The sequence below is a fragment of the Methylorubrum zatmanii genome (assembly GCF_014845115.1).
Lineage (GTDB): Bacteria > Pseudomonadota > Alphaproteobacteria > Rhizobiales > Beijerinckiaceae > Methylobacterium > Methylobacterium zatmanii.
In genome coordinates this window covers 23,428-40,620 of sequence record NZ_NKUI01000064.1, presented here as the reverse complement: position 1 = coordinate 40,620, position 17,193 = coordinate 23,428, and the positions used below count along the sequence as shown (strand labels likewise).

General features: G+C 70.6%; 19 protein-coding genes. 16 read left to right on the top strand and 3 right to left on the bottom strand.

Annotation, left to right across the window (positions count from 1 at the left end; genetic code table 11):
• Positions 1-230 precede the first annotated feature (230 nt).
• The 13 genes from moxJ to MZTS_RS09195 all read left to right on the top strand — a co-directional run bounded on the left by moxJ (position 231) and on the right by MZTS_RS09195 (position 10,614).
• Positions 231-1,109 carry a methanol oxidation system protein MoxJ gene (gene moxJ, locus MZTS_RS09255; protein WP_009865900.1) on the top strand — a complete coding sequence of 293 codons (879 nt, stop codon included), beginning with the start codon at positions 231-233 and terminating at the stop codon, positions 1,107-1,109.
• A 44-nt stretch (positions 1,110-1,153) separates the two neighbouring features.
• Positions 1,154-1,747, top strand: a complete 594-nt coding sequence (gene moxG, locus MZTS_RS09250; protein ID WP_192283415.1) for a cytochrome c(L), periplasmic — start codon at positions 1,154-1,156, stop codon at positions 1,745-1,747.
• Positions 1,748-1,862: 115 nt separating this feature from the next.
• Positions 1,863-2,156: a methanol dehydrogenase [cytochrome c] subunit gene (locus tag MZTS_RS09245; RefSeq protein ID WP_192283401.1), complete on the top strand. Its 294-nt coding sequence runs from the start codon at positions 1,863-1,865 to the stop codon at positions 2,154-2,156.
• Positions 2,157-2,365: 209 nt separating this feature from the next.
• On the top strand, positions 2,366-3,397 hold the full coding sequence (locus tag MZTS_RS09240) for an AAA family ATPase (RefSeq protein WP_192283399.1): 1,032 nt from the start codon (positions 2,366-2,368) through the stop codon (positions 3,395-3,397).
• Positions 3,394-4,251 carry a DUF58 domain-containing protein gene (locus MZTS_RS09235; RefSeq protein ID WP_009866177.1) on the top strand — a complete coding sequence of 286 codons (858 nt, stop codon included), beginning with the start codon at positions 3,394-3,396 and terminating at the stop codon, positions 4,249-4,251. Before MZTS_RS09240 ends, MZTS_RS09235 begins: the two co-directional genes overlap by 4 nt.
• Positions 4,252-4,256: 5 nt before the next feature.
• Positions 4,257-5,198 carry a nonribosomal peptide synthetase MxaA gene (locus MZTS_RS09230; RefSeq protein WP_210329192.1) on the top strand — a complete coding sequence of 314 codons (942 nt, stop codon included), beginning with the start codon at positions 4,257-4,259 and terminating at the stop codon, positions 5,196-5,198.
• Positions 5,199-5,202: 4 nt separating this feature from the next.
• The gene (locus MZTS_RS09225) at positions 5,203-6,255 is read left to right on the top strand and encodes a VWA domain-containing protein (RefSeq protein ID WP_192283398.1); all 1,053 of its coding nucleotides are present in this window, start codon (positions 5,203-5,205) and stop codon (positions 6,253-6,255) included.
• Entirely contained in the window at positions 6,255-6,878 is a 624-nt protein-coding gene (locus MZTS_RS09220) for an MxaK protein (protein WP_192283411.1), read from the top strand. Before MZTS_RS09225 ends, MZTS_RS09220 begins: the two co-directional genes overlap by 1 nt.
• An 11-nt stretch (positions 6,879-6,889) precedes the next feature.
• On the top strand, positions 6,890-7,906 hold the full coding sequence (locus MZTS_RS09215) for a vWA domain-containing protein (protein ID WP_192283396.1): 1,017 nt from the start codon (positions 6,890-6,892) through the stop codon (positions 7,904-7,906).
• Complete coding sequence (locus tag MZTS_RS09210; RefSeq protein WP_192283409.1) at positions 7,906-8,436, top strand: SRPBCC family protein; 531 nt, start codon at positions 7,906-7,908, stop codon at positions 8,434-8,436. The genes MZTS_RS09215 and MZTS_RS09210 overlap by 1 nt, the downstream gene beginning before the upstream one ends.
• The gene (locus tag MZTS_RS09205; RefSeq protein ID WP_192283394.1) at positions 8,433-9,371 is read left to right on the top strand and encodes a YncE family protein; all 939 of its coding nucleotides are present in this window, start codon (positions 8,433-8,435) and stop codon (positions 9,369-9,371) included. The genes MZTS_RS09210 and MZTS_RS09205 overlap by 4 nt, the downstream gene beginning before the upstream one ends.
• Positions 9,372-9,379: 8 nt before the next feature.
• Positions 9,380-9,925 carry an MxaH protein gene (locus tag MZTS_RS09200; protein ID WP_192283407.1) on the top strand — a complete coding sequence of 182 codons (546 nt, stop codon included), beginning with the start codon at positions 9,380-9,382 and terminating at the stop codon, positions 9,923-9,925.
• Positions 9,922-10,614 carry a response regulator gene (locus tag MZTS_RS09195; RefSeq protein ID WP_192283392.1) on the top strand — a complete coding sequence of 231 codons (693 nt, stop codon included), beginning with the start codon at positions 9,922-9,924 and terminating at the stop codon, positions 10,612-10,614. Before MZTS_RS09200 ends, MZTS_RS09195 begins: the two co-directional genes overlap by 4 nt.
• 45 nt (positions 10,615-10,659) lie before the next feature.
• On the opposite strand, the gene MZTS_RS09190 is transcribed toward MZTS_RS09195, so the two are convergent.
• From MZTS_RS09190 to MZTS_RS09180, 3 genes are read right to left on the bottom strand one after another with little or no spacing between them, the layout of a single operon-like run.
• Positions 10,660-11,064 carry a hypothetical protein gene (locus MZTS_RS09190; protein WP_192283390.1) on the bottom strand — a complete coding sequence of 135 codons (405 nt, stop codon included), beginning with the start codon at positions 11,062-11,064 and terminating at the stop codon, positions 10,660-10,662.
• 12 nt (positions 11,065-11,076) lie between these two features.
• Positions 11,077-12,486: a mannose-1-phosphate guanylyltransferase/mannose-6-phosphate isomerase gene (locus tag MZTS_RS09185; RefSeq protein ID WP_192283389.1), complete on the bottom strand. Its 1,410-nt coding sequence runs from the start codon at positions 12,484-12,486 to the stop codon at positions 11,077-11,079.
• A 36-nt stretch (positions 12,487-12,522) separates the two neighbouring features.
• Entirely contained in the window at positions 12,523-13,878 is a 1,356-nt protein-coding gene (locus tag MZTS_RS09180; RefSeq protein ID WP_192283387.1) for a polysaccharide biosynthesis/export family protein, read from the bottom strand.
• 392 nt (positions 13,879-14,270) lie between these two features.
• Between MZTS_RS09180 and MZTS_RS09175 the strand changes: the two genes are divergently transcribed.
• From MZTS_RS09175 to MZTS_RS09165, 3 genes are all read left to right on the top strand, one after another.
• A complete protein-coding gene (locus tag MZTS_RS09175) occupies positions 14,271-15,272 on the top strand; it encodes a UDP-glucuronic acid decarboxylase family protein (protein ID WP_192283385.1) in 1,002 nt (333 codons plus the stop codon).
• Positions 15,269-16,048: a WecB/TagA/CpsF family glycosyltransferase gene (locus MZTS_RS09170; protein ID WP_009864180.1), complete on the top strand. Its 780-nt coding sequence runs from the start codon at positions 15,269-15,271 to the stop codon at positions 16,046-16,048. Before MZTS_RS09175 ends, MZTS_RS09170 begins: the two co-directional genes overlap by 4 nt.
• 102 nt (positions 16,049-16,150) lie before the next feature.
• Complete coding sequence (locus tag MZTS_RS09165; RefSeq protein WP_192283384.1) at positions 16,151-17,131, top strand: NAD-dependent epimerase/dehydratase family protein; 981 nt, start codon at positions 16,151-16,153, stop codon at positions 17,129-17,131.
• Positions 17,132-17,193: the final 62 nt, after the last annotated feature.

The following is a 17,193-nucleotide window of genomic DNA, read 5'->3' as shown; positions in this document are numbered from 1 at the left end:
GTCCCGGATCCGGGACGGGCCATGGTCAGGGGGGACGCGGATCCGGGCGACCCGCGAGAGGGCCCGCGTCCCCTCCCTTCCCTCTCCGCAGGGCGTGCGACGTCGCTTCTCCCAGCAACGCCCGCTCCTTCTGCATGAGAGCCGCGCGACGGACGAGACAAGGACATGAAAAAGCAGGTCCGCTCGTCCTGGCGCCAAGACTTCAAAAAAGAAATCGGAGGAACGAACAGATGTCGCCCGTGAACGGACGCCGCCGTACCATCGCCTCGGCCGCCGCTCTGACCGCCTTTGCCAGCCTGTGCGCATCCGCCCTGGCGCAGGAACAGAAAGCTGCGGACGCCGCGAAGCCGGATGCCGGAACCCTGCGCGTCTGCGCCGCCGAGCAGCCGCCGCTCTCGATCAAGGACGGGTCCGGTCTGGAGAACCGCATCGCCACCGCCGTCGCCGAGGCCATGGGCCGCAAGGCGCAGTTCGTCTGGCTCGGCAAGCCCGCGATCTACCTCGTGCGCGACGGCCTGGAGAAGAAGACCTGCGACGTGGTGGTCGGGCTCGATTCCGACGATCCCCGGGTGCTGACCAGCAAGCCCTATTACCGCTCGGGCTACGTGTTCCTCACCCGCGCCGACAGGGATCTCGACATCAAGTCCTGGTCCGATCCGCGGCTCAAGGAGATCGGCCACATGGTGGTCGGCTTCGGCACGCCGGGCGAGGCGATGCTCAAGGATATCGGCCGCTACGAAGAGGACATGGCCTATCTCTACTCGCTGGTGAACTTCCGCGCCCCGCGCAACCAGTACACCCAGATCGATCCGGCCCGGATGGTGAACGAGGTCGCCACCGGAAAGGCCGATGTCGGCGTGGCCTTCGGGCCCGATGTCGCCCGCTACGTGCGGGATTCCGGCGTGAAGCTGCGCATGACCCCCGTGCCCGACGACACCACCCGCAGCGACGGCCAGAAGCTGCCGCAGAGCTTCGACCAGTCGATGGGCGTGCGTCGCGACGACACCGCCCTGAAGGCTGAGATCGATGCCGCCCTTGAGAAGGCGAAGCCCAAGATCGAGGCGATCCTGAAGGAGGAGGGCGTGCCCGTGCTGCCCGTCTCGAATTGAGCGGCCGCACTGCCGAGACCACGATGAGGACCAAGAACAAGACGATGATGAACCGGACAAAGATCGGGACCGCCCTCCTCGGGCTCACGCTCGTCGCGGGCAGCCCGCCCGTCCTCGCCCAGCCGCAATCCGCCCCGCAATCGGGGATCGTATTCCGCAATACGGTGACCGGCGAACCGCTCGATGTGACCCAGGGCAAGGAAGGCGGCCGTGACACCCCGGCGGTGAAGAAGTTCTTCCAGACCGGCGAGAACAGCTACATCGACGACAAGTCCTGCCTGCGCAACGGCGAGAGTCTGTTCGCGACCTCCTGCTCGGGCTGCCACGGCCACTTGGCGGAAGGCAAACTTGGGCCGGGCCTCAACGACAATTACTGGACCTATCCGTCCAACACGACGGATGCCGGCCTGTTTTCGACGATCTTCGGTGGCGCCAACGGCATGATGGGGCCGCACAACGAAAATCTGACGCCCGACGAGATGCTTCAGACCATCGCCTGGATCCGGCACCTCTATACCGGGCCGGTTCAGGATGCCGTCTGGCTGAACGACGAGCAGAAGAAGAACTACAAGCCCTACAAGCAGGGCGAAGTCATCCCGAAGGACGCCAAGGGCCAGTGCAAGCCGCTGGAGGAGTGATCCTTTCGGGTTTCGAGCCGGGGTTCTACCGGCGCGATCAAGGGGCGGGCGATGAACCAGCATCGCCGCTCGCGTAAGCCCCAAGAAGAGCAAGTCTCAAGAAATGGAGGAAACCATGAAGACCACTCTCATCGCTGCCGCCGCCGCCATTGCCCTGGCCGGAATCGCCGGCCCGGCCGTCGCCTACGATGGCACCAAGTGTAAGGCGGCGGGCAATTGCTGGGAGCCGAAGCCCGGCTTCCCCGAGAAGATCGCCGGCTCCAAGTACGATCCCAAGCACGATCCCAAGGAACTGAACAAGCAGGCCGATTCCATCAAGGCGATGGAGGAGCGCAACAAGAAGCGGGTCGAGAACTTCAAGAAGACCGGCAAGTTCGAATACGACGTCAGCAAGATCTCGGCGAACTGAGCCGTGCCTCCACCCTCCCCCCTCTGCGGGGGAGGGTGCCTCGCGGATGCGAGGCGGGAGAGGGGCAGCACGACGGTACCGCTCTCGGCCGGCGTTGATCCGGCGGAAGCGGCGCTCCCCTCTCCTGACCCCCTTCGGGGGCCACCCTCCCCCGCAGAGGGGGAGGGATTGCGCGTGGCGCCCATGAAAGAAAAAGGCCAGCACGGCGAATGAACACTCTGCGCCCCGGCGACGCGATGCTCACCGATTGGCGGGAAGCGGCCGCGCGCTTCGAGCGCGAGGTCGGCAAGGCCGTGATTGGTCAGGAGCGGGCAATCCGTCTCCTGACCATCGCGATCTTCGCCCGCGGCCACGTCATGCTCGAAGGCGATGTCGGTGTCGGCAAGACGACGCTGCTGCGTGCGGTGGCCCGGGGGTTGGGGGGCGCCTACGAGCGCGTCGAGGGCACCGTCGACATGATGCCGACGGACCTGATCTATCACACCTCTCTCGGCGAGGACGGCCGTCCGCGCGTGGAGCCCGGCCCGGTGCTGCGGCAGGCGGAGGATCTCTCGGTCTTCTTCTTCAACGAGATCAACCGCGCCCGGCCCCAGGTCCACGCGCTGCTCCTGCGCATCATGGCCGAGCGCAGCGTGTCCGCCTTCAACCGCGAGTACCGCTTTCCCCATCTCCAAGTCTTCGCGGACCGCAACCGGGTCGAGCGCGAGGAGACCTTCGAGCTCCCCGCCGCCGCCCGCGACCGCTTCCTGATGGAGATCGGCATGGAGGCGCCGCGGGACGCCGGGGTCCGCCGCGCCCTGGTGTTCGATCCCCGCTTCCACGACACCGACCGCCTGACCGAAGAGGTCGCCACGGGCGTGCTCGACCATGACCGCGTCGGCAGTATCGCCAGCGCGATCCAGCACGCGATCCGGGCCGAGCCGGCGATCGAGGCCTATGTCGTCGGGCTCTGGGAGGCGCTGGCCCGGCCCGGCCCGGCCGGAATCCGGCTGTCCGGGATCGACATGGACCGCTTGGTCCAGGGCGGTGCCTCGCCCCGCGGCGTCGCCTTCCTCGTGCGCGCCGCCCGCGTCCGCGCCTGGCTGGAGGGCCGTGACTGGTTGGTGCCGGAGGACATCCGGGCGGTCTTCCCCGCCGTGATGGCCCACCGCGTCTTCCTCGAACCGGTCTACGAGATGCGGCGCACCGAGATCGTGCCCGAGTTGATCCGGGCTGTGTTCGAGACGGTGCCCGCCCCGTGAGCGGCCCGGAGGACGCGGCCGACATCGTCTACCTGCCGCGCTGGCGGCCCGGCGGACACCGCGTCGGCGCCCATCGCGGGCGCGATGCCGGCGGCCTCGGCACCTTTCGCGATCAGGTCGGCTTCCTGCGGCTGCCGGATGCGCGCCGCATCGACCTGCGCGCCTCCCTGCGCGATCCGTTCGAGGGCGTGGTCGTCCGCCGCTTCGAGACGCGCAGCCCGGTGGAGACCTACGCGCTGGTCGATCTCTCCGCCTCCATGCGCTTCCGCGGCCGCGCCGACCGGTTCGGCCTCGCCACTTCCTTCTGCGCGGCGCTCTCCCGCTCGGCCACCCGCATCGGCGACGGCTTCGGCCTGATGGCCTGCGACGGCAGCCTGCGGGACGAGCTGACGCTGCCCGCGACCCGTCATCACGCCGCCGCCCAGGCCGCCGCCACCCGCCTTGGCACCGCTCCGTGCGAGGGTCGCGGCGCCGAGGGCCTGCTGGAAGCGGCCCGCCGCTTGGCCGGACGCCCGAAGCTGATCTTCCTCGTCTCGGATTTCCGCTGGCCGCAGGACCTGATCGAGCGAGTGCTCTCCGCGCTGGCGCTCCACGACGTGACGCCGGTGCTGCTGGCCGATTCCGCCGAGGACGAGGGACTGCCGGCCTGGGGCTTGGTGGAACTCGACGATCTGGAGGGCGCCGGCCGCCGCCTCGTCTTCCTGCGCCCGTCCCTGCGCCGCCGCTGGATCATCCGCGAGGCGGAGCGCGTCGAGCGCTTGCGCCGGATCTGCGCGCCGTTTGCCCGCCCCCCCTTCCGGCTCGCCGACCGCTTCGATGCGGAGGCGCTGAGCCGCCACCTGATGACGACGTGAGAGCGATGCGCGCTCCCCCCTCCGCCGCCCTTCTCGTCGCCGTGGCCGCGTTCCTCGCCGCTCCGTCGCCGGCCGCGGCACAGGTGCGCGGCGTCGAGCTGCGCACGCCCCGCGCCTTCGGCTATTTCCAGGGCGACCTCGTGCAGGTCCAGGCCGAGATCCGCACCGATCCCGGCTTTACCTTGCAACGATCCTCCCTGCCGAAACCGGGCCCCGTCGCCTACTGGCTCGACCTGCGGGACGTCCGGGCGGAGGAGAGCCGGGCGGGCGACGGCTCGGCCGTGATCCGGCTGCACCTGACCTATCAGGATTTCTACGTCGCCCTCGACGCCCGCACCCTCGAGGTGCCGGGCTTCCCCGTGACCGTCGAGAGCGCGGGCAGCAACGGCTCCACCACGGCGGTGGCGCAGGTGCCCGCCTGGAAGATCGGCGTCTCGCCCCTGCGCGAGGTGCAGCCCGAGCGGCGCGACGATCCCGCCGAATACCTGCGGCCCGACGGCCGGGCGCCGCGCCTCGATCCGCAGCCGGCCCTGGCCTCGGCGGGCATCTGTCTCGGGCTCGCCGTGCTGGCGCTGCTCCTCCTCGCCTATGACCGGGCTTGGTGGATCTTCGGCCGCCGCCGCGGCCGGCCCTTCGCGCTGGCCCTGAAGGCGTTGCGCCGGGCCAGGCGGCGCTCGGAGGGCGAAGCCCTGTACCGCGACGCCCTGCTCGCCCTGCATCGCGGCCTCGACGAGACCGATGGCCGCCGGGTGCTGGCCGACGACCTTCCCGATTTCCTGGCGCGCCACCCGGTGTTCCGGCCGCAGGAGAGCGGCCTCGCCAGCTTCTTCGCCGCTTCCCGGCTCGCCTTCTTCGGGCGGGACACCGCCGGCGCGAGCCAGAGGCTGCCCCTGCCGGAGATCGAGGGGCTGCTGCGCCGCCTCGGCGCGGTCGAGCGGAGCGCGTGATCCCGTGGCACTCCTCCCCCCGCTCGGCGCGGCCACGCCTTGGCTGCTCTGGTTCCTGCCGCTGGCGCTGCTGCCGCTGGTCCTGTCCGTCACCCGGCGCAACGCGGTCTCCTCGGTCTCCGCCGTTCCCGCAGACCCCCTCTCCTCCGGTCTTCGGATCGCCCTGACCGCCGCCGGCATGCTGGCCATCGGCGGTCTCGTCCTGGCGCTCGCCGGGCCCTACCGCGCGGGCGAGCGGGTGACCCGCATCGGCATCGGCGCGCAGGTCTCGATGCTGATCGACCGCTCCGGCAGCATGAACGAGACCTTTGCCGGCCGGCAGCCCTCGGGGGAGGAGGAATCGAAGGCGGCGGCCTCCCGGCGCATCCTGCGCGACTTCGTCGGCGAGCGCGCCCACGACCAGTTCGCCGTCACCGCCTTCTCGACGGCGCCGATGCTGGTCGTGCCGATGACCGACCGGCACGACGCCGTGCGCGCGGCCATCGCCGCCATCGACCGGCCGGGTCTCGATTACACCAACGTCGCCCGTGGCCTGGGCATGGCCCTGTCGCAGTTCGGGCCGAGCGCGCCGGGCGTGTCGCGGGCGCTGCTGCTGGTCTCGGACGGCGCGGCGGTGATCGATCCGCGCATCCAGGGTCAGCTCCGCGCCGAGTTCGCCAAGGTGCGGCCGAACCTCTACTGGCTGTTCCTGCGCACCAAGGGTTCGCCCTCGATCCATGACAAGCCGGCCGGCGAGGACACGCCGCAGGCGGCGCCGGAGCGCCATCTCGACCTGTTCTTCAAAAGCCTCGGCGTGCCCTACCGCGCCTTCGAGGCGGAAGGGGCCGAGGCCGTGGCGAGCGCCGTCCGGCAGATCGAGGCGCTGGAGCGCGATCCGATCCCCTATACCGAGGAGCGCCCCCGCCGCGACCTGACCGGCTGGGCCTATGGGCTCGCCGTCCTCGGCCTGCTCCTCCTCGTCCTCGCCAAGCTGGCGGAGGCGGATCTTGCGCGCGCGCCCGTCCGTCGGACGGCGACCGTTGCCGCCCCCGCCGCGCCGAGAAGGGCCGCCGCATGATGCCCTCCGCCCTTTCCCACGCCTCCCCGTCCCTCGCTGCCCGGCTCGGCGCGGGGGCGATGCGGGGCTGGCGCAGCCTGCGCCCACGCCTCCTCGTGCTTCTGCCGATCCTGCTGCTCGCGGCTGCGGCGACCTTCGCTCTCTCGGCTTGGCGGAACACGCGCACCAACGCGGCCATCGCGGAGCTGGAGGCGGGGCGCGACATCGCCGTGGCGGCGGAGGCACCGGACGCGCTCCTCGTCGCCCGCACCCAGTTCCTGGCGGCCCGCGACCGGCTGGGCGAGGCCGAACCGCTCCTCGACACCCTCGACCGCCGGGGAGTGGCCGAGGCTGCCGCGCGGGCCCGCTACGCCGTCGCCAATGCCCGCATCCGGCAGGCCTTCCTGCTGATCGAGCGCAGCGAACTCGACAAGGCGGGGCCGCAGGTGACCCTTGCCCGCCAGGATTACCGCCGGGCGCTCCAGGCCCGGCCGGATTTCTGGGATGCGAAATTCAACTTCGACGTCGCCTCGCGCCTGATCCGCGACTTTCCGGAATTCGACCGGAAGTTCGGCGACGAGCTGAAGGCCGAGCCGAAGCAGATCTGGACCGACATCCCCGGCCAGCCCAGGGGCGGGCCATGAACGGGCGAGCCATGAACGGGCGGAAGGGGCCCGGCCTGCTGGGGGCGCTCCCCCTTGGGCGGAACCTGCGCGACCGTCGCTTCCAGGCCCTCGCCGCCTCCCTGCTGCTCGCCCTCCTCGCCATGATCGTCCCGCCCCTGCCGCTCACCCGCTCCGGCGTGTCGGTGCTGGCGGTGGTCGACATCACCGGCAGCATGAACGTGCGCGACTACGTGCTGGACGGGCGCCCGGCCAGCCGGCTCGATCTCGCCAAGGCGGCCCTGCGCACGCTGATCCCCGAACTGCCCTGCGGCTCGCGCCTGGCCCTGGCGCTCTTCACCGAGCGGCGCCCCTTCCTGCTGTTCGCGCCGATCGAGGTCTGCGCCGATGTCGCGCCGCTCAGCGGAGCCATCGCGGCTGTGGATTGGCGCATGGCCTGGGAGGGCGACAGCCGCATCAGTGCCGGCCTGCACCGGGCCATCGCCATGGCGGGGGAACTCGACACCGACCTTCTGTTCGTCAGCGACGGGCAGGAGACGCCGCCGCTGCCCGCCACCGGCATCCCCCCCTTCGAGGGCAAACCCGGCGCGGTGCGCGGCCTGATCCTCGGGACCGGCGGCTACGGCCTGTCGCCGATCCCGAAATACAACGATCGCGGCCGTGAGACCGGCTTCTATGCCGAGACCGACGTGCAGCAGGAGAACCGCTTCGGTCCGCCGCCGGCCGATGCGGAATCGCGCGAGGGCTACAACCCGCGCAACGCGCCCTTCGGCGGCGCCGTCGCCAAGGGCGAAGAGCACCTGTCCTCGGTGCGCGAGGCCCATCTCAAGGCCCTCGCCGCCCAGACCGGGCTCGCCTACGCCCATCTCGACGGTCCCGATGGTTTGCGCGGTCCGCTGCTCGCGGCGGCCACGCCCCGGCCGCTCCCCGGTCAACTCGACCTGCGGCCCTTTCTCGGCGCCGGGGCGCTTGCCCTCGTCCTCGCCGTGTTCCTCGCGGGCGCCCTCCGGGCGCGCGCCATTCCCTTCACCGCAAGCAGGACTTCATGATGCGTCTTTCCCTTCTCGTTCTTCCGCTCGCGCTCGCCGCGACCGCCGCGCTCGCCCATGGCCCGACGCCGCAGAAGATCTCCCAGTCGATCACGATCAAGGCGAGCCCCGATGCCGTCTGGAAGGTGGCCGGCGATTTCGCCGGGATCGGCAGGTGGCACCCGGCCGTCGCGAAGGCCGAGGGCAGCGGATCCAGGGATGGCGGCAGCCGCACCGTGACGTTCAAGAACGGCGGGACGCTCACCGAGAGCCTGGACGAGTATAAGCCGGAGGAGCACAGTTATTCCTACCGGATGTCCGACCCGGACCTGAAGGCGCTGCCGGTCTCCTCCTATTCCGCGACCTTCACCGTGAGCCCGGACGGCGACGGCTCCAAGGTCGAGTGGATGGGCCGGTTCTATCGCGGCGACACCGGCAACGAGCCGCCGGAGAATCTCAGCGACGAGGCCGGCCGCGAGGCGATGAACGGCTTCTTCTCGGAAGGCCTGAAGGGCCTCAAGGCGGCCGTGGAGGGCGGCAAGGCGAAATGAGCCCCGTCCTCGCCGCGTGCATCCTCGTCCCCGCCCTCGTGCTGAGCAGCCTGCCCGCCTGGGCCGGAACGGTCTTCGTCACGAGCCAGCAGGGCGCGCGGCTCGCGCGGGTCGAGGCGGGGCGGGTGACCGGTGGCACCGCCGTGGCGAGCGCCCCCGCCACGGTGGCGACGGGCGGCGGATTGGTGTTCCTCAGTCACCCGGACGGGCACGCGATCACCGTCGCCGACGCGGCCACGGGCGAGATCCTGCGCCGTCTGCCGTACAGGGGGCAGGCCTTCGGCCTCGCCGCCCCGGCGGACGGCAGGAGCCTGTTCGTCGCCGATTGGTCGGGCAACCGTGTCGACCGCCTCTCGGCGGAGGACGGAACCGTGGAGGCCTCCGCCGAGACGGGCCGGGATCCGGCCCACATCGTGCTCGACCGGGCCGGCCGGCTGTTCGTCGCCGACCGGGAGAGCCACCGGGTCAGTGTGTTCGACGGGGCGCGGATGACCCGGCTCGCCACGATCCCCGTCGGCACCGCGCCCTTCGCCTTGGCGCTCAGCCCCGATGAGCACCGCCTCTATGTCGGCAACGTGCGCAGCAACGACGTGACCGTGATCGACACCGGGTCGCTCACGGCCCTGGCCACCGTGCCTGCCGGGGCCATGCCCTACGGCCTCGCCGTCAGCCCGGACGGGGCGCGGATCCTCGTGACGAACCAGCATGCCGGCACCGTCACCGTGCTCGATGCCGCCAGCCTCACGATCCAGGCGCGGATCGGCGTTGGCCGCTACCCGGAGGGGATCGCGCTTCTGGACGGCAAGGCCTATGTCGCGAACTGGTTCTCCGACACCGTGTCCGTCATCGATCTCGCCACGCTTCGCGAGGTGGCGCGGCTGCCGGTGGCCGAGGGGCCGCGCGGCGTCGCTGTCGCGCAGGGAGGCACGCCTTGAGGCCCGTCCTGAGATCCGTCGCGGCCGGGCTCGCCGCCCTCCCGATCCTGGCCGCCTGCGATCGCGGTGGCGAGCCGTCGGACCGGAGCGAGGATCAGGCGGTCGTCGCCTCGACCGCCGAGGACGACCTGCCTGCCTGGCTCTCGCCCACCGACGGGACGGAGCCGGCGCGCTGGCTCGCGGGCCGCGAGGCAGGGCACCCCTTGCGGGCAGACGCTGCCGAAGTCAGGGGAATGCGCGAAGCCCTCGACAGGGCGCGCAACGCCTTCGTGGAAGACAAGCGCATGATCGCCAACCGCACCGTCCAGCTCGGACAGATGCTGTCGGAGATCGGCAAGACGGAATCCTATCGCGCCCTGATCGACGGCCTGGGCGAGGTCGCCTCGGTTCGGGGCCGTCACAAGAGTCTCTACGGCGAGATGTGCCAGCACTACTACAACACCCGCGCGCAAGGGGCCGACCATGCCACTGCGCTCGCCCGCCTCGAAGCCCGGGAGCAGCCCGCGGGGGAGCCGCGGGAGGCGCCGGCCGAGCCGCCGGGAGGGAAGCCGTGAGCGAGGGGCGCCTCTCCTTCCGGGGCGGCGCGCCGCGACCCGCTCCCGACCGGCCGACGACGATCCTCGTCATCGACGACCACCCGATCGTGACGCAGGGGGTGCGCCGGCTCGCCGAGACGGCGGGCATCCGCACCGTCCACGAGGCCGCCGACATCGTCTCGGGCTACCGCCTGTTCCACCGGCACCGGCCGGACCTCGTCGTGGCCGATCTGAGCTTCCGCGACGACGGCCTGTCCGGGCTCTCGCTGATCCGCCGGATCCGGGCACTGGATGCCCAGGCGCGCATCCTGGTCTTCAGCATGCACGCCGATCCCGTGCTCGTCTCCCGGGCGCTGGAGAGCGGAGCCCTCGGCTTCGTGCTCAAGGATGCCGGCCCCGACGCCTTTCTCGAGGCCTTCGACGCGGTCTCCGCCGGCCGGGGCTACCTGCCGCACGCGCTCGCGACCGACGTGGCCATGCTGAACCGCAGCGCCCGTCCCGCTCCGCTCGCGACCCTGAGCAGCCGTGAATTGCAGATCCTGTCGCTGATGAGCCAGGGCAAGTCCTACGAGGCCATCGCCAGCGCCATGGCGGTCAGCTACCGCACGGTCATCAATGCCAGCTCCAGCATGCGCAAGAAGCTCGGCGTCGAGTCCCGGGCCGCGCTGGTCCAGATCGCGGTCAACCGGCGCGCCACGCTGCGGTGACGGCAGGCCGAAGCCTCGCCTGCACGGTGGGCGCCGGCTCGTCCCTCATCGATCGTCGGGATGCCCGCCGAGGCGCAGCTCAGCTGCGGAGGGGGGCGTCGCTGGCGATGCGGGCCGCGCTCCGGTGTCACCTGCGGGCGTGGCGAAGGGCATCGTCAGCGCCGCTGCGGCGAGCATGGCGGTGATCCAGCGCTTCGGGCGATCGGGCACGGCCGAAGCGCGTCCCGGACCGTTGAGGCGGGGCCGGGGCAGATCCCCGCCGAGCGGGGCCGGGCGCCGGCCCTCCCCCGGCTCGCGGTCCCGGTCGAGGCTGCGCTCGACCGCGCCGAGCAGCGCCGCGGCCTCCCCGTCCAGGCTGTCCCAATGCCGGGTCAGGGTGCCGCGCTCCGCCGGCTCGGACGCCGCGGCGTCCGGTCCGGTCTCCGTGTCCCGCTCCTCCTGGCCTGTCATGACGGACCGGCGTCAGGCGCGGTGATAGGCATCCTCGAGGCGGACGATGTCGTCCTCGCCGAGGTAGCTGCCCAGTTGCACCTCGATCAGCTCGACATTGTCGTTGCCGGGATTCTCGAGACGGTGAATCGAGCCGAGGGGAATGAAGATGTGCTCGCTCTCCCGGTAATCGGCGACGGTGTCGTCCACGGTCACCCGGGCGCAGCCGCGCACGACGACCCAATGCTCGGCCCGGTGGCGGTGCTTCTGCAGCGAGAGCCGCCCGCCGGGGGCCACGGTGATCCGCTTGACCTGGAAGCCGTCGGAGGCCTCCAGCACCCGGTAGCTGCCCCAGGGGCGGTGCGACGAGGCGTGCCACTCGGCCTGGCTGTGCCCCTTGCTGCGCAGGATCTCGACCATCTTGCGCACGTCGCCGCAGCGGCTGCGGTCGGCCACCAGGATCGCGTCCTTCTCGGCCACGACCACGAGATCCTTCACCCCGACCAGCGAGGTGACGAGCCCGTCCGAGGAGACGAAGCAGCCCTCGCTCTCGAACAGCTCGGCGGCGCCGCGGCTGACATTGCCGAGGGCGTCGTGCTCGCTGATCTCCCAGAGCGCGTTCCAGTTGCCGACATCCGACCAGCCGCAGCGCATCCGGGCGACGGCGGCGCGGTTCGTCTTCTCCATCACCGCGAAGTCGAGGGAGGTTTTCCGGGCCTGGCCGAAGCTGTCGGGATCGAGGGCGGTCGCGCCGCCCTCCCCGGCCGCCGCCTCGACGGCAGCGGACACGGCCGCGGCGGTGTCGGGATCGAACGCCGCGTACTCGCTGCACAGGGTGTCGGCCCGCATCAGGAAGTTGCCGGAATTCCACATCCACCGGTTCGACAGGTAGGAGGCCGCCCGCACCGCGTCCGGCTTCTCGGCGAACTTGCAGACCGCGTGGCAGCGTGCCTCGACGCGCTCGCCGGGCCGGATCCAGCCATATTCCGTGCTGGCATGATCCGCCTCGATGCCGAAGGTGACGAGCCGCCCGGCCCGCGCCGCCGGCAGGGCCGAGGCCACGGCGCGCCGGAAGGCCCGCGGCTCGGTGACGATGTGATCGGAGGGGAGCACGAGCACCACCGCTTCCGGCTCGTCCTGCGCCACCAGGGTGCAGGCGGCCAGGATCGCCGGGCCGGAATCCCGGCGCTCCGGCTCCAGCAGCAGGGAGATCGGGGCGTCGATCGCCGCCGCCTGCTTCTCGACGAGGTGGCGGTGATCCCGGTTCGCGACGATGATGGGCCGGGCGAAGAGCGGGCTCTGTAGCCGCAGCAGGGTCTGCTGGAAGGTGGAATGAGGTCCGAGCAAGGGCACGAACTGCTTCGGCAGCGAGGTGCGGGAGGTCGGCCAGAGCCGGGTTCCCGAGCCGCCGCAGAGGATGACGGGCTGGATCCGTGCAGGCATCGACAGGCGTCCTTTTCGTGCTGAGCTGAAGGAAGTTCAGGGGGTTTCGGCGTAGCTCCGGAGCTTGACCGGACCTTGCGAGACGGGACCGGGAGAGGCCGCTCCGGGCGTGGCCGTGCCCTCCTTGCGGGGCGCCGGCTCGGCGCTGCCGGGCCGGGCGGGGGAGACCTGCACCACGTCGCCCGGCAGCAGCAGGGAGGTCAGCGAGGCCTGGAAGGTCACGGCCCGGTCGCGCTGGGTGCGGGTCACCTCGACGCTCCACGAGTTGGCCTCGCTGCCGCCGTCGGAGGCCGCGAGCCGCCGGGAACGGCTTTCGAGGAGATCGCGGGCGATGGGCAGGCTCGCCTCCGTCTCCAGGAGCTGCTGGCGGGTGGCCTGGAGGTCGCTCACCACCCGGCGCCGGAAGCCGTTCTCGGTGTCGCGCTGGCGCAGGGTGAGCTCGCCGGTCGAGGTGGCGTTGCGGGCGAGCTCGGCGTCGATTCGGGCGAGTTCGGCCCGGACCCGGGCATTCTCGCGCTGCCGGTCCACCAGCACCGATTGGAGTCCGTGGCCGTTATCGCTGAGCCGCGTATAGTTGCGGACCTGGGCCTCGGTCAGCTTGACCTGCTCCTCGATCAGCGCCCGCTGCTGGGTCAGGGCCGCCCGCTCGGTCTCCAGCCGCTCGACCTGCTGGCGCAGCAGGCCGATCTCGCTCCGCTCGGCCTCGCGCTGGAGGCCGAAGATCTCCTGCTCGCCGCGCATCAGCGCCGCCGCCTCGGGGCCGATCAGCTCGTCCGAGACGAAGCTCGTCCGCCCGTCCCGCTGCGCCTCCAGCCGGAGCTGCCGGGCGCGCTGGGCGAGCCGGGCGAGTTCGAGCCCGCGCAGGCGCTCCCGCGCCGCCAGCACCTCACCCTTGATCTCGGTGATCGAGCGGTCGCCCACCCGCCCGCCGCCGGCCAAAGCCACGGCGCCGAGCACGGTCAGACCGTAGCGGTAGGTGTAGCTGCCGGGGGAGCGCACCTCGCCCAGCACGTAGACCGGCTTCATCTCGGCGAGCCGCAGGCTGACGGTGGCCGAGCGCAGATAGCCGTCGTTCAGCCGGGTGCGCACCAGGGTCTCCGCCTGTTCCGGCGACAGGCCGGCGACGCGCACGCGTCCGACCAGCGGCAGGTTCAGGTCGCCGGCGGCATCGACCACGTACTCGCCGGTCAGATCGGTCTGGCCGAACACGACCATCGTCACCTTGTCGCCGCTGGACAGAAGCAGGGCGGCATCCGCCATGGCCGCCGGGTCCGGATCCGTGGGCGGGGCCTGCTCGCCGGCGGAAAGCGGCGTGCCGGCGAGAAGGAAAGAGAGGATCAGGCCGAGGCGAAAGCCGCCATCGAAACGCCGGTGGTTCCTGAAGTCGAGCATGCATCCGCCTCTCGCGCGCCGACCGGGGACGAGGCCGCCTCGCCCCGTGGCCCGCCGGGCCCCAAGCAAGGGCGAGAGGGGCGTGACGGGGATCGAAGCCTGTCCTGACACCTTTTGAATGCCAGAGCCTCTTCCCGTTGGCTCTGGCAATTCGGTCCCGCGCCGGCTCGCGACCGGGTTAGTCCGACGGTGCCAGTTCCGGGGGCGGGGAGCGGTTGGGAACCGATTCCGCGCACTCTGCCTCACCTCTGCCCCGAATGGGGCCCCGGCCCCCCGATGGCGGTAAGCCGCCTTCGCGCCGCCGGGCGCTAGATCCTCCTCGAAACAGCAATGCCGGCCGCCTCCGAAGTCTCCTAGTCTTGAAACCGACCGATAGTCGGAGACTGCGAGCGATGAAAAAGCGTATCCTCGTGACGGGCGGTGCCGGATTTGTCGGCAGCCATCTGTGTGATCGACTGGTAGCGCAGGGCCACGACGTGCTGGCCGTCGATAATTTCTATACGGGAGACCGGTCGAACCTTGGCCAACATCTGGCAAATCCGCGCTTCGAGGTCATGCGCCACGACGTGACTTTCCCGCTCTACGTCGAGGTCGACGAGATCTACAATCTCGCCTGCCCCGCCTCTCCGGTTCACTATCAGCGCGATCCGGTCCAGACCACGAAGACGAGCGTGCTGGGCGCCATCAACATGCTCGGGCTCGCCAAGCGCCTCGGCATCCCGATCCTCCAGGCCTCCACCAGCGAGATCTACGGCGATCCGGACGTGCATCCGCAGCCGGAGGATTACCGCGGCCTCGTCAGCGTCAGCGGTCCGCGGGCCTGCTACGACGAGGGCAAGCGCTGCGCCGAGACCCTGTTCTTCGATTACCAGCGCCGCCACCGGGTGCCGATCCGCGTCGCGCGCATCTTCAACACCTACGGGCCGCGCATGAACCGCGACGACGGCCGGGTTGTCTCCAACTTCGTGGTCCAGGCCCTGCGCAACGAGCCGATTACCCTCTACGGCGACGGCCGCCAGACCCGCGCCTTCTGCTTCGTCGACGACCTCGTCGAGGGGCTGATGCGCCTCATGAACGTCGAGGGCGACCTCGACGGCGCGGTCAATCTCGGCAACCCGACCGAGGTCACCATCGCCGAGATCGCCGGGCTGATCGTCTCGCTCACCGGCTCCCGCTCGCAGATCGTCCACCGCCCGCTGCCGCAGGACGACCCGCGCCAGCGCTGCCCGGATATCGGCCGGGCCCAGGAGATGCTGCACTGGAGCCCGAAGGTCGGGCTCGAAGAGGGTCTGACGAAGACGATCGCCTATTTCGACGCGCTCCTCTCCGCCTCCTCCTCGACGGTCACGCCGTTCGAACCGGCCGTGCCGGAACTGGCGAGGACCGGATCGTGAACGCTCCGCTCCCCCGCGTTCCGATCCTGGGGGTGCCGGTCAGCGCGATCACCCTGGACGATGCCGTGATGGCGGTGGAGGGCTGGATCCTGGCCCGCGAGCGCCACTACGTCTGCATCACCGGCGCCCACGGCGTCATCGAGTGCCAGACCGATCGCGCCCTGCGCGCGATCCACGAGGGCGCCGGCCTCGTCACGCCGGACGGGATGCCCCTCGTCTTCATGGCGCGGCGGCTCGGCTTCCCCCGCACCGGGCGGGTCTACGGACCCGACCTGATGCGCGCGCTCACCGCCCTCTCGGCCCGGAAGGGGTACCGGCAATACTATTTCGGCGGCGCCACCGGCCTGCCGGAGCGGTTGGCCGGACGCCTCCGGGCACAGTTTCCCGGCCTGCCGGTCGCCGGCACCTTCTCACCACCCTTCCGGCCTACCTCGCCGGAGGAGGATGCGGAGATCGTCGCCCGCATCAACGCCGCCCGGCCCGACATCCTCTGGGTCGGCTTGAGCACGCCCAAGCAGGAATACTGGATGGCGCGCCACCGCGACCGGCTGGACGTGCCGGTCATGGTGGGCGTCGGCGCGGCCTTCGACTTCCTGGCCGGCACGAAGCGGCAGGCGCCGGCCTGGATGCAGCGGCATGGCCTCGAATGGGCCTTCCGCCTCGGCACCGAGCCGCGCCGGCTGTGGCGCCGCTACGGGCGGATCGTGCCCGAATTCCTCCTGCGCGCCTCGCTTCAGCTGCTGACCGCGCCGTCGCGACCGCGACGATCCTTCTGAAGGATTAGCCAGGCGCGAAAGTATGATCGCCCATCGAGAAGATATACTCAGTCATTCCTAGAAATAAAGTTGTCAACGCCGAAGCAGAAAGGCGTCATGATCATGTCGAAGAGCGCAGTTGTCACCGGGGCTGGCGGATTCATTGGTGGACATCTGGTGACGTACTTGCGTCGCCACGGCTATCATGTTCGCGGCGTCGATCTCAAACATCCCGATTTCGGGCCCAGCGATGCGGATGAGTTCGTGCTCGCCGATCTGCGCTCGTTCGAGGATTGCCGCGAGGCGGTCAAGGGTGTCGACGAGGTCTACAACCTCGCTGCCGACATGGGCGGCATCGGCTACATTTCCGGCGCGCACGCCTCGATCACCTTCAACAACACGATGATCAGCGCGCAGATGCTGAAAGCCGCCTTCGACGCGAAGGTGGAGCGGTTCCTGTTCTCCTCCTCGGCCTGCGTCTACCCGCAGCACCTGCAGGACGTGCCGAGCGTGATCCCGCTGAAGGAGGAGGACGCCTTCCCGGCCGCGCCGGAGGAAGGTTACGGGCTGGAGAAGCTCTACACGGAGAAGCTCTGCCAGTACTTCACCGAGGATTACGGCTTCCCGACCCGCTCGGTGCGGTTCCACAACGTCTACGGGCCGCTCGGCACCTATGACGGCGGCAAGGAGAAGGCCCCGGCCGCGATCTGCCGCAAGGTCGCCAACACCCCCGATGGCGGCACCGTCGACATCTGGGGCGACGGCCAGCAGACCCGCTCGTTCATGTATGTCGACGACTGCGTCGAGGGCATCTACCGGATCATGCAGTCGGACTATTCCGGCCCGCTGAACCTCGGCACCGACGAACTCGTCAACATCAGCGGCCTCGTCGACATCGTGGCCGAGATCGCGGGCAAGACGATCCATAAGAAGTTCGACCTGAGCCGGCCGCAGGGCGTGCGCGGGCGCAACAGCGACAACACCCTCCTGCGCGAGACCCTGGGCTGGGAGCCCGGCATCCACCTGCGCGAGGGGCTCAAGCCCACCTATCGCTGGATCGAGACCCAGGTCCGGGAGGCGGCCCCTAAGCAGGCCGCCGAATAGGCCGGCCGATCCCGTCCTCCCCACCCTGCCCCTGTCTTGCCTGTCACCCGAGCGCGAGCGAG

What these genes read in the sequence shown, in the direction of transcription:
- MZTS_RS09185 (WP_192283389.1), bottom strand. Translation starts at nt 12,486, where the DNA reads ATGCCTGCACGGATCCAGCCCGTCATCCTCTGCGGCGGCTCGGGAACC.
- MZTS_RS09205 (WP_192283394.1), top strand. Translation starts at nt 8,433, where the DNA reads ATGAGCCCCGTCCTCGCCGCGTGCATCCTCGTCCCCGCCCTCGTGCTG.
- MZTS_RS09190 (WP_192283390.1), bottom strand. Translation starts at nt 11,064, where the DNA reads ATGACAGGCCAGGAGGAGCGGGACACGGAGACCGGACCGGACGCCGCG.
- MZTS_RS09245 (WP_192283401.1), top strand. Translation starts at nt 1,863, where the DNA reads ATGAAGACCACTCTCATCGCTGCCGCCGCCGCCATTGCCCTGGCCGGA.
- MZTS_RS09175 (WP_192283385.1), top strand. Translation starts at nt 14,271, where the DNA reads ATGAAAAAGCGTATCCTCGTGACGGGCGGTGCCGGATTTGTCGGCAGC.
- MZTS_RS09230 (WP_210329192.1), top strand. Translation starts at nt 4,257, where the DNA reads ATGCGCGCTCCCCCCTCCGCCGCCCTTCTCGTCGCCGTGGCCGCGTTC.
- MZTS_RS09165 (WP_192283384.1), top strand. Translation starts at nt 16,151, where the DNA reads ATGTCGAAGAGCGCAGTTGTCACCGGGGCTGGCGGATTCATTGGTGGA.
- moxJ (WP_009865900.1), top strand. Translation starts at nt 231, where the DNA reads ATGTCGCCCGTGAACGGACGCCGCCGTACCATCGCCTCGGCCGCCGCT.
- MZTS_RS09180 (WP_192283387.1), bottom strand. Translation starts at nt 13,878, where the DNA reads ATGCTCGACTTCAGGAACCACCGGCGTTTCGATGGCGGCTTTCGCCTC.
- MZTS_RS09220 (WP_192283411.1), top strand. Translation starts at nt 6,255, where the DNA reads ATGCCCTCCGCCCTTTCCCACGCCTCCCCGTCCCTCGCTGCCCGGCTC.
- MZTS_RS09215 (WP_192283396.1), top strand. Translation starts at nt 6,890, where the DNA reads ATGAACGGGCGGAAGGGGCCCGGCCTGCTGGGGGCGCTCCCCCTTGGG.
- MZTS_RS09240 (WP_192283399.1), top strand. Translation starts at nt 2,366, where the DNA reads ATGAACACTCTGCGCCCCGGCGACGCGATGCTCACCGATTGGCGGGAA.
- moxG (WP_192283415.1), top strand. Translation starts at nt 1,154, where the DNA reads ATGATGAACCGGACAAAGATCGGGACCGCCCTCCTCGGGCTCACGCTC.
- MZTS_RS09210 (WP_192283409.1), top strand. Translation starts at nt 7,906, where the DNA reads ATGCGTCTTTCCCTTCTCGTTCTTCCGCTCGCGCTCGCCGCGACCGCC.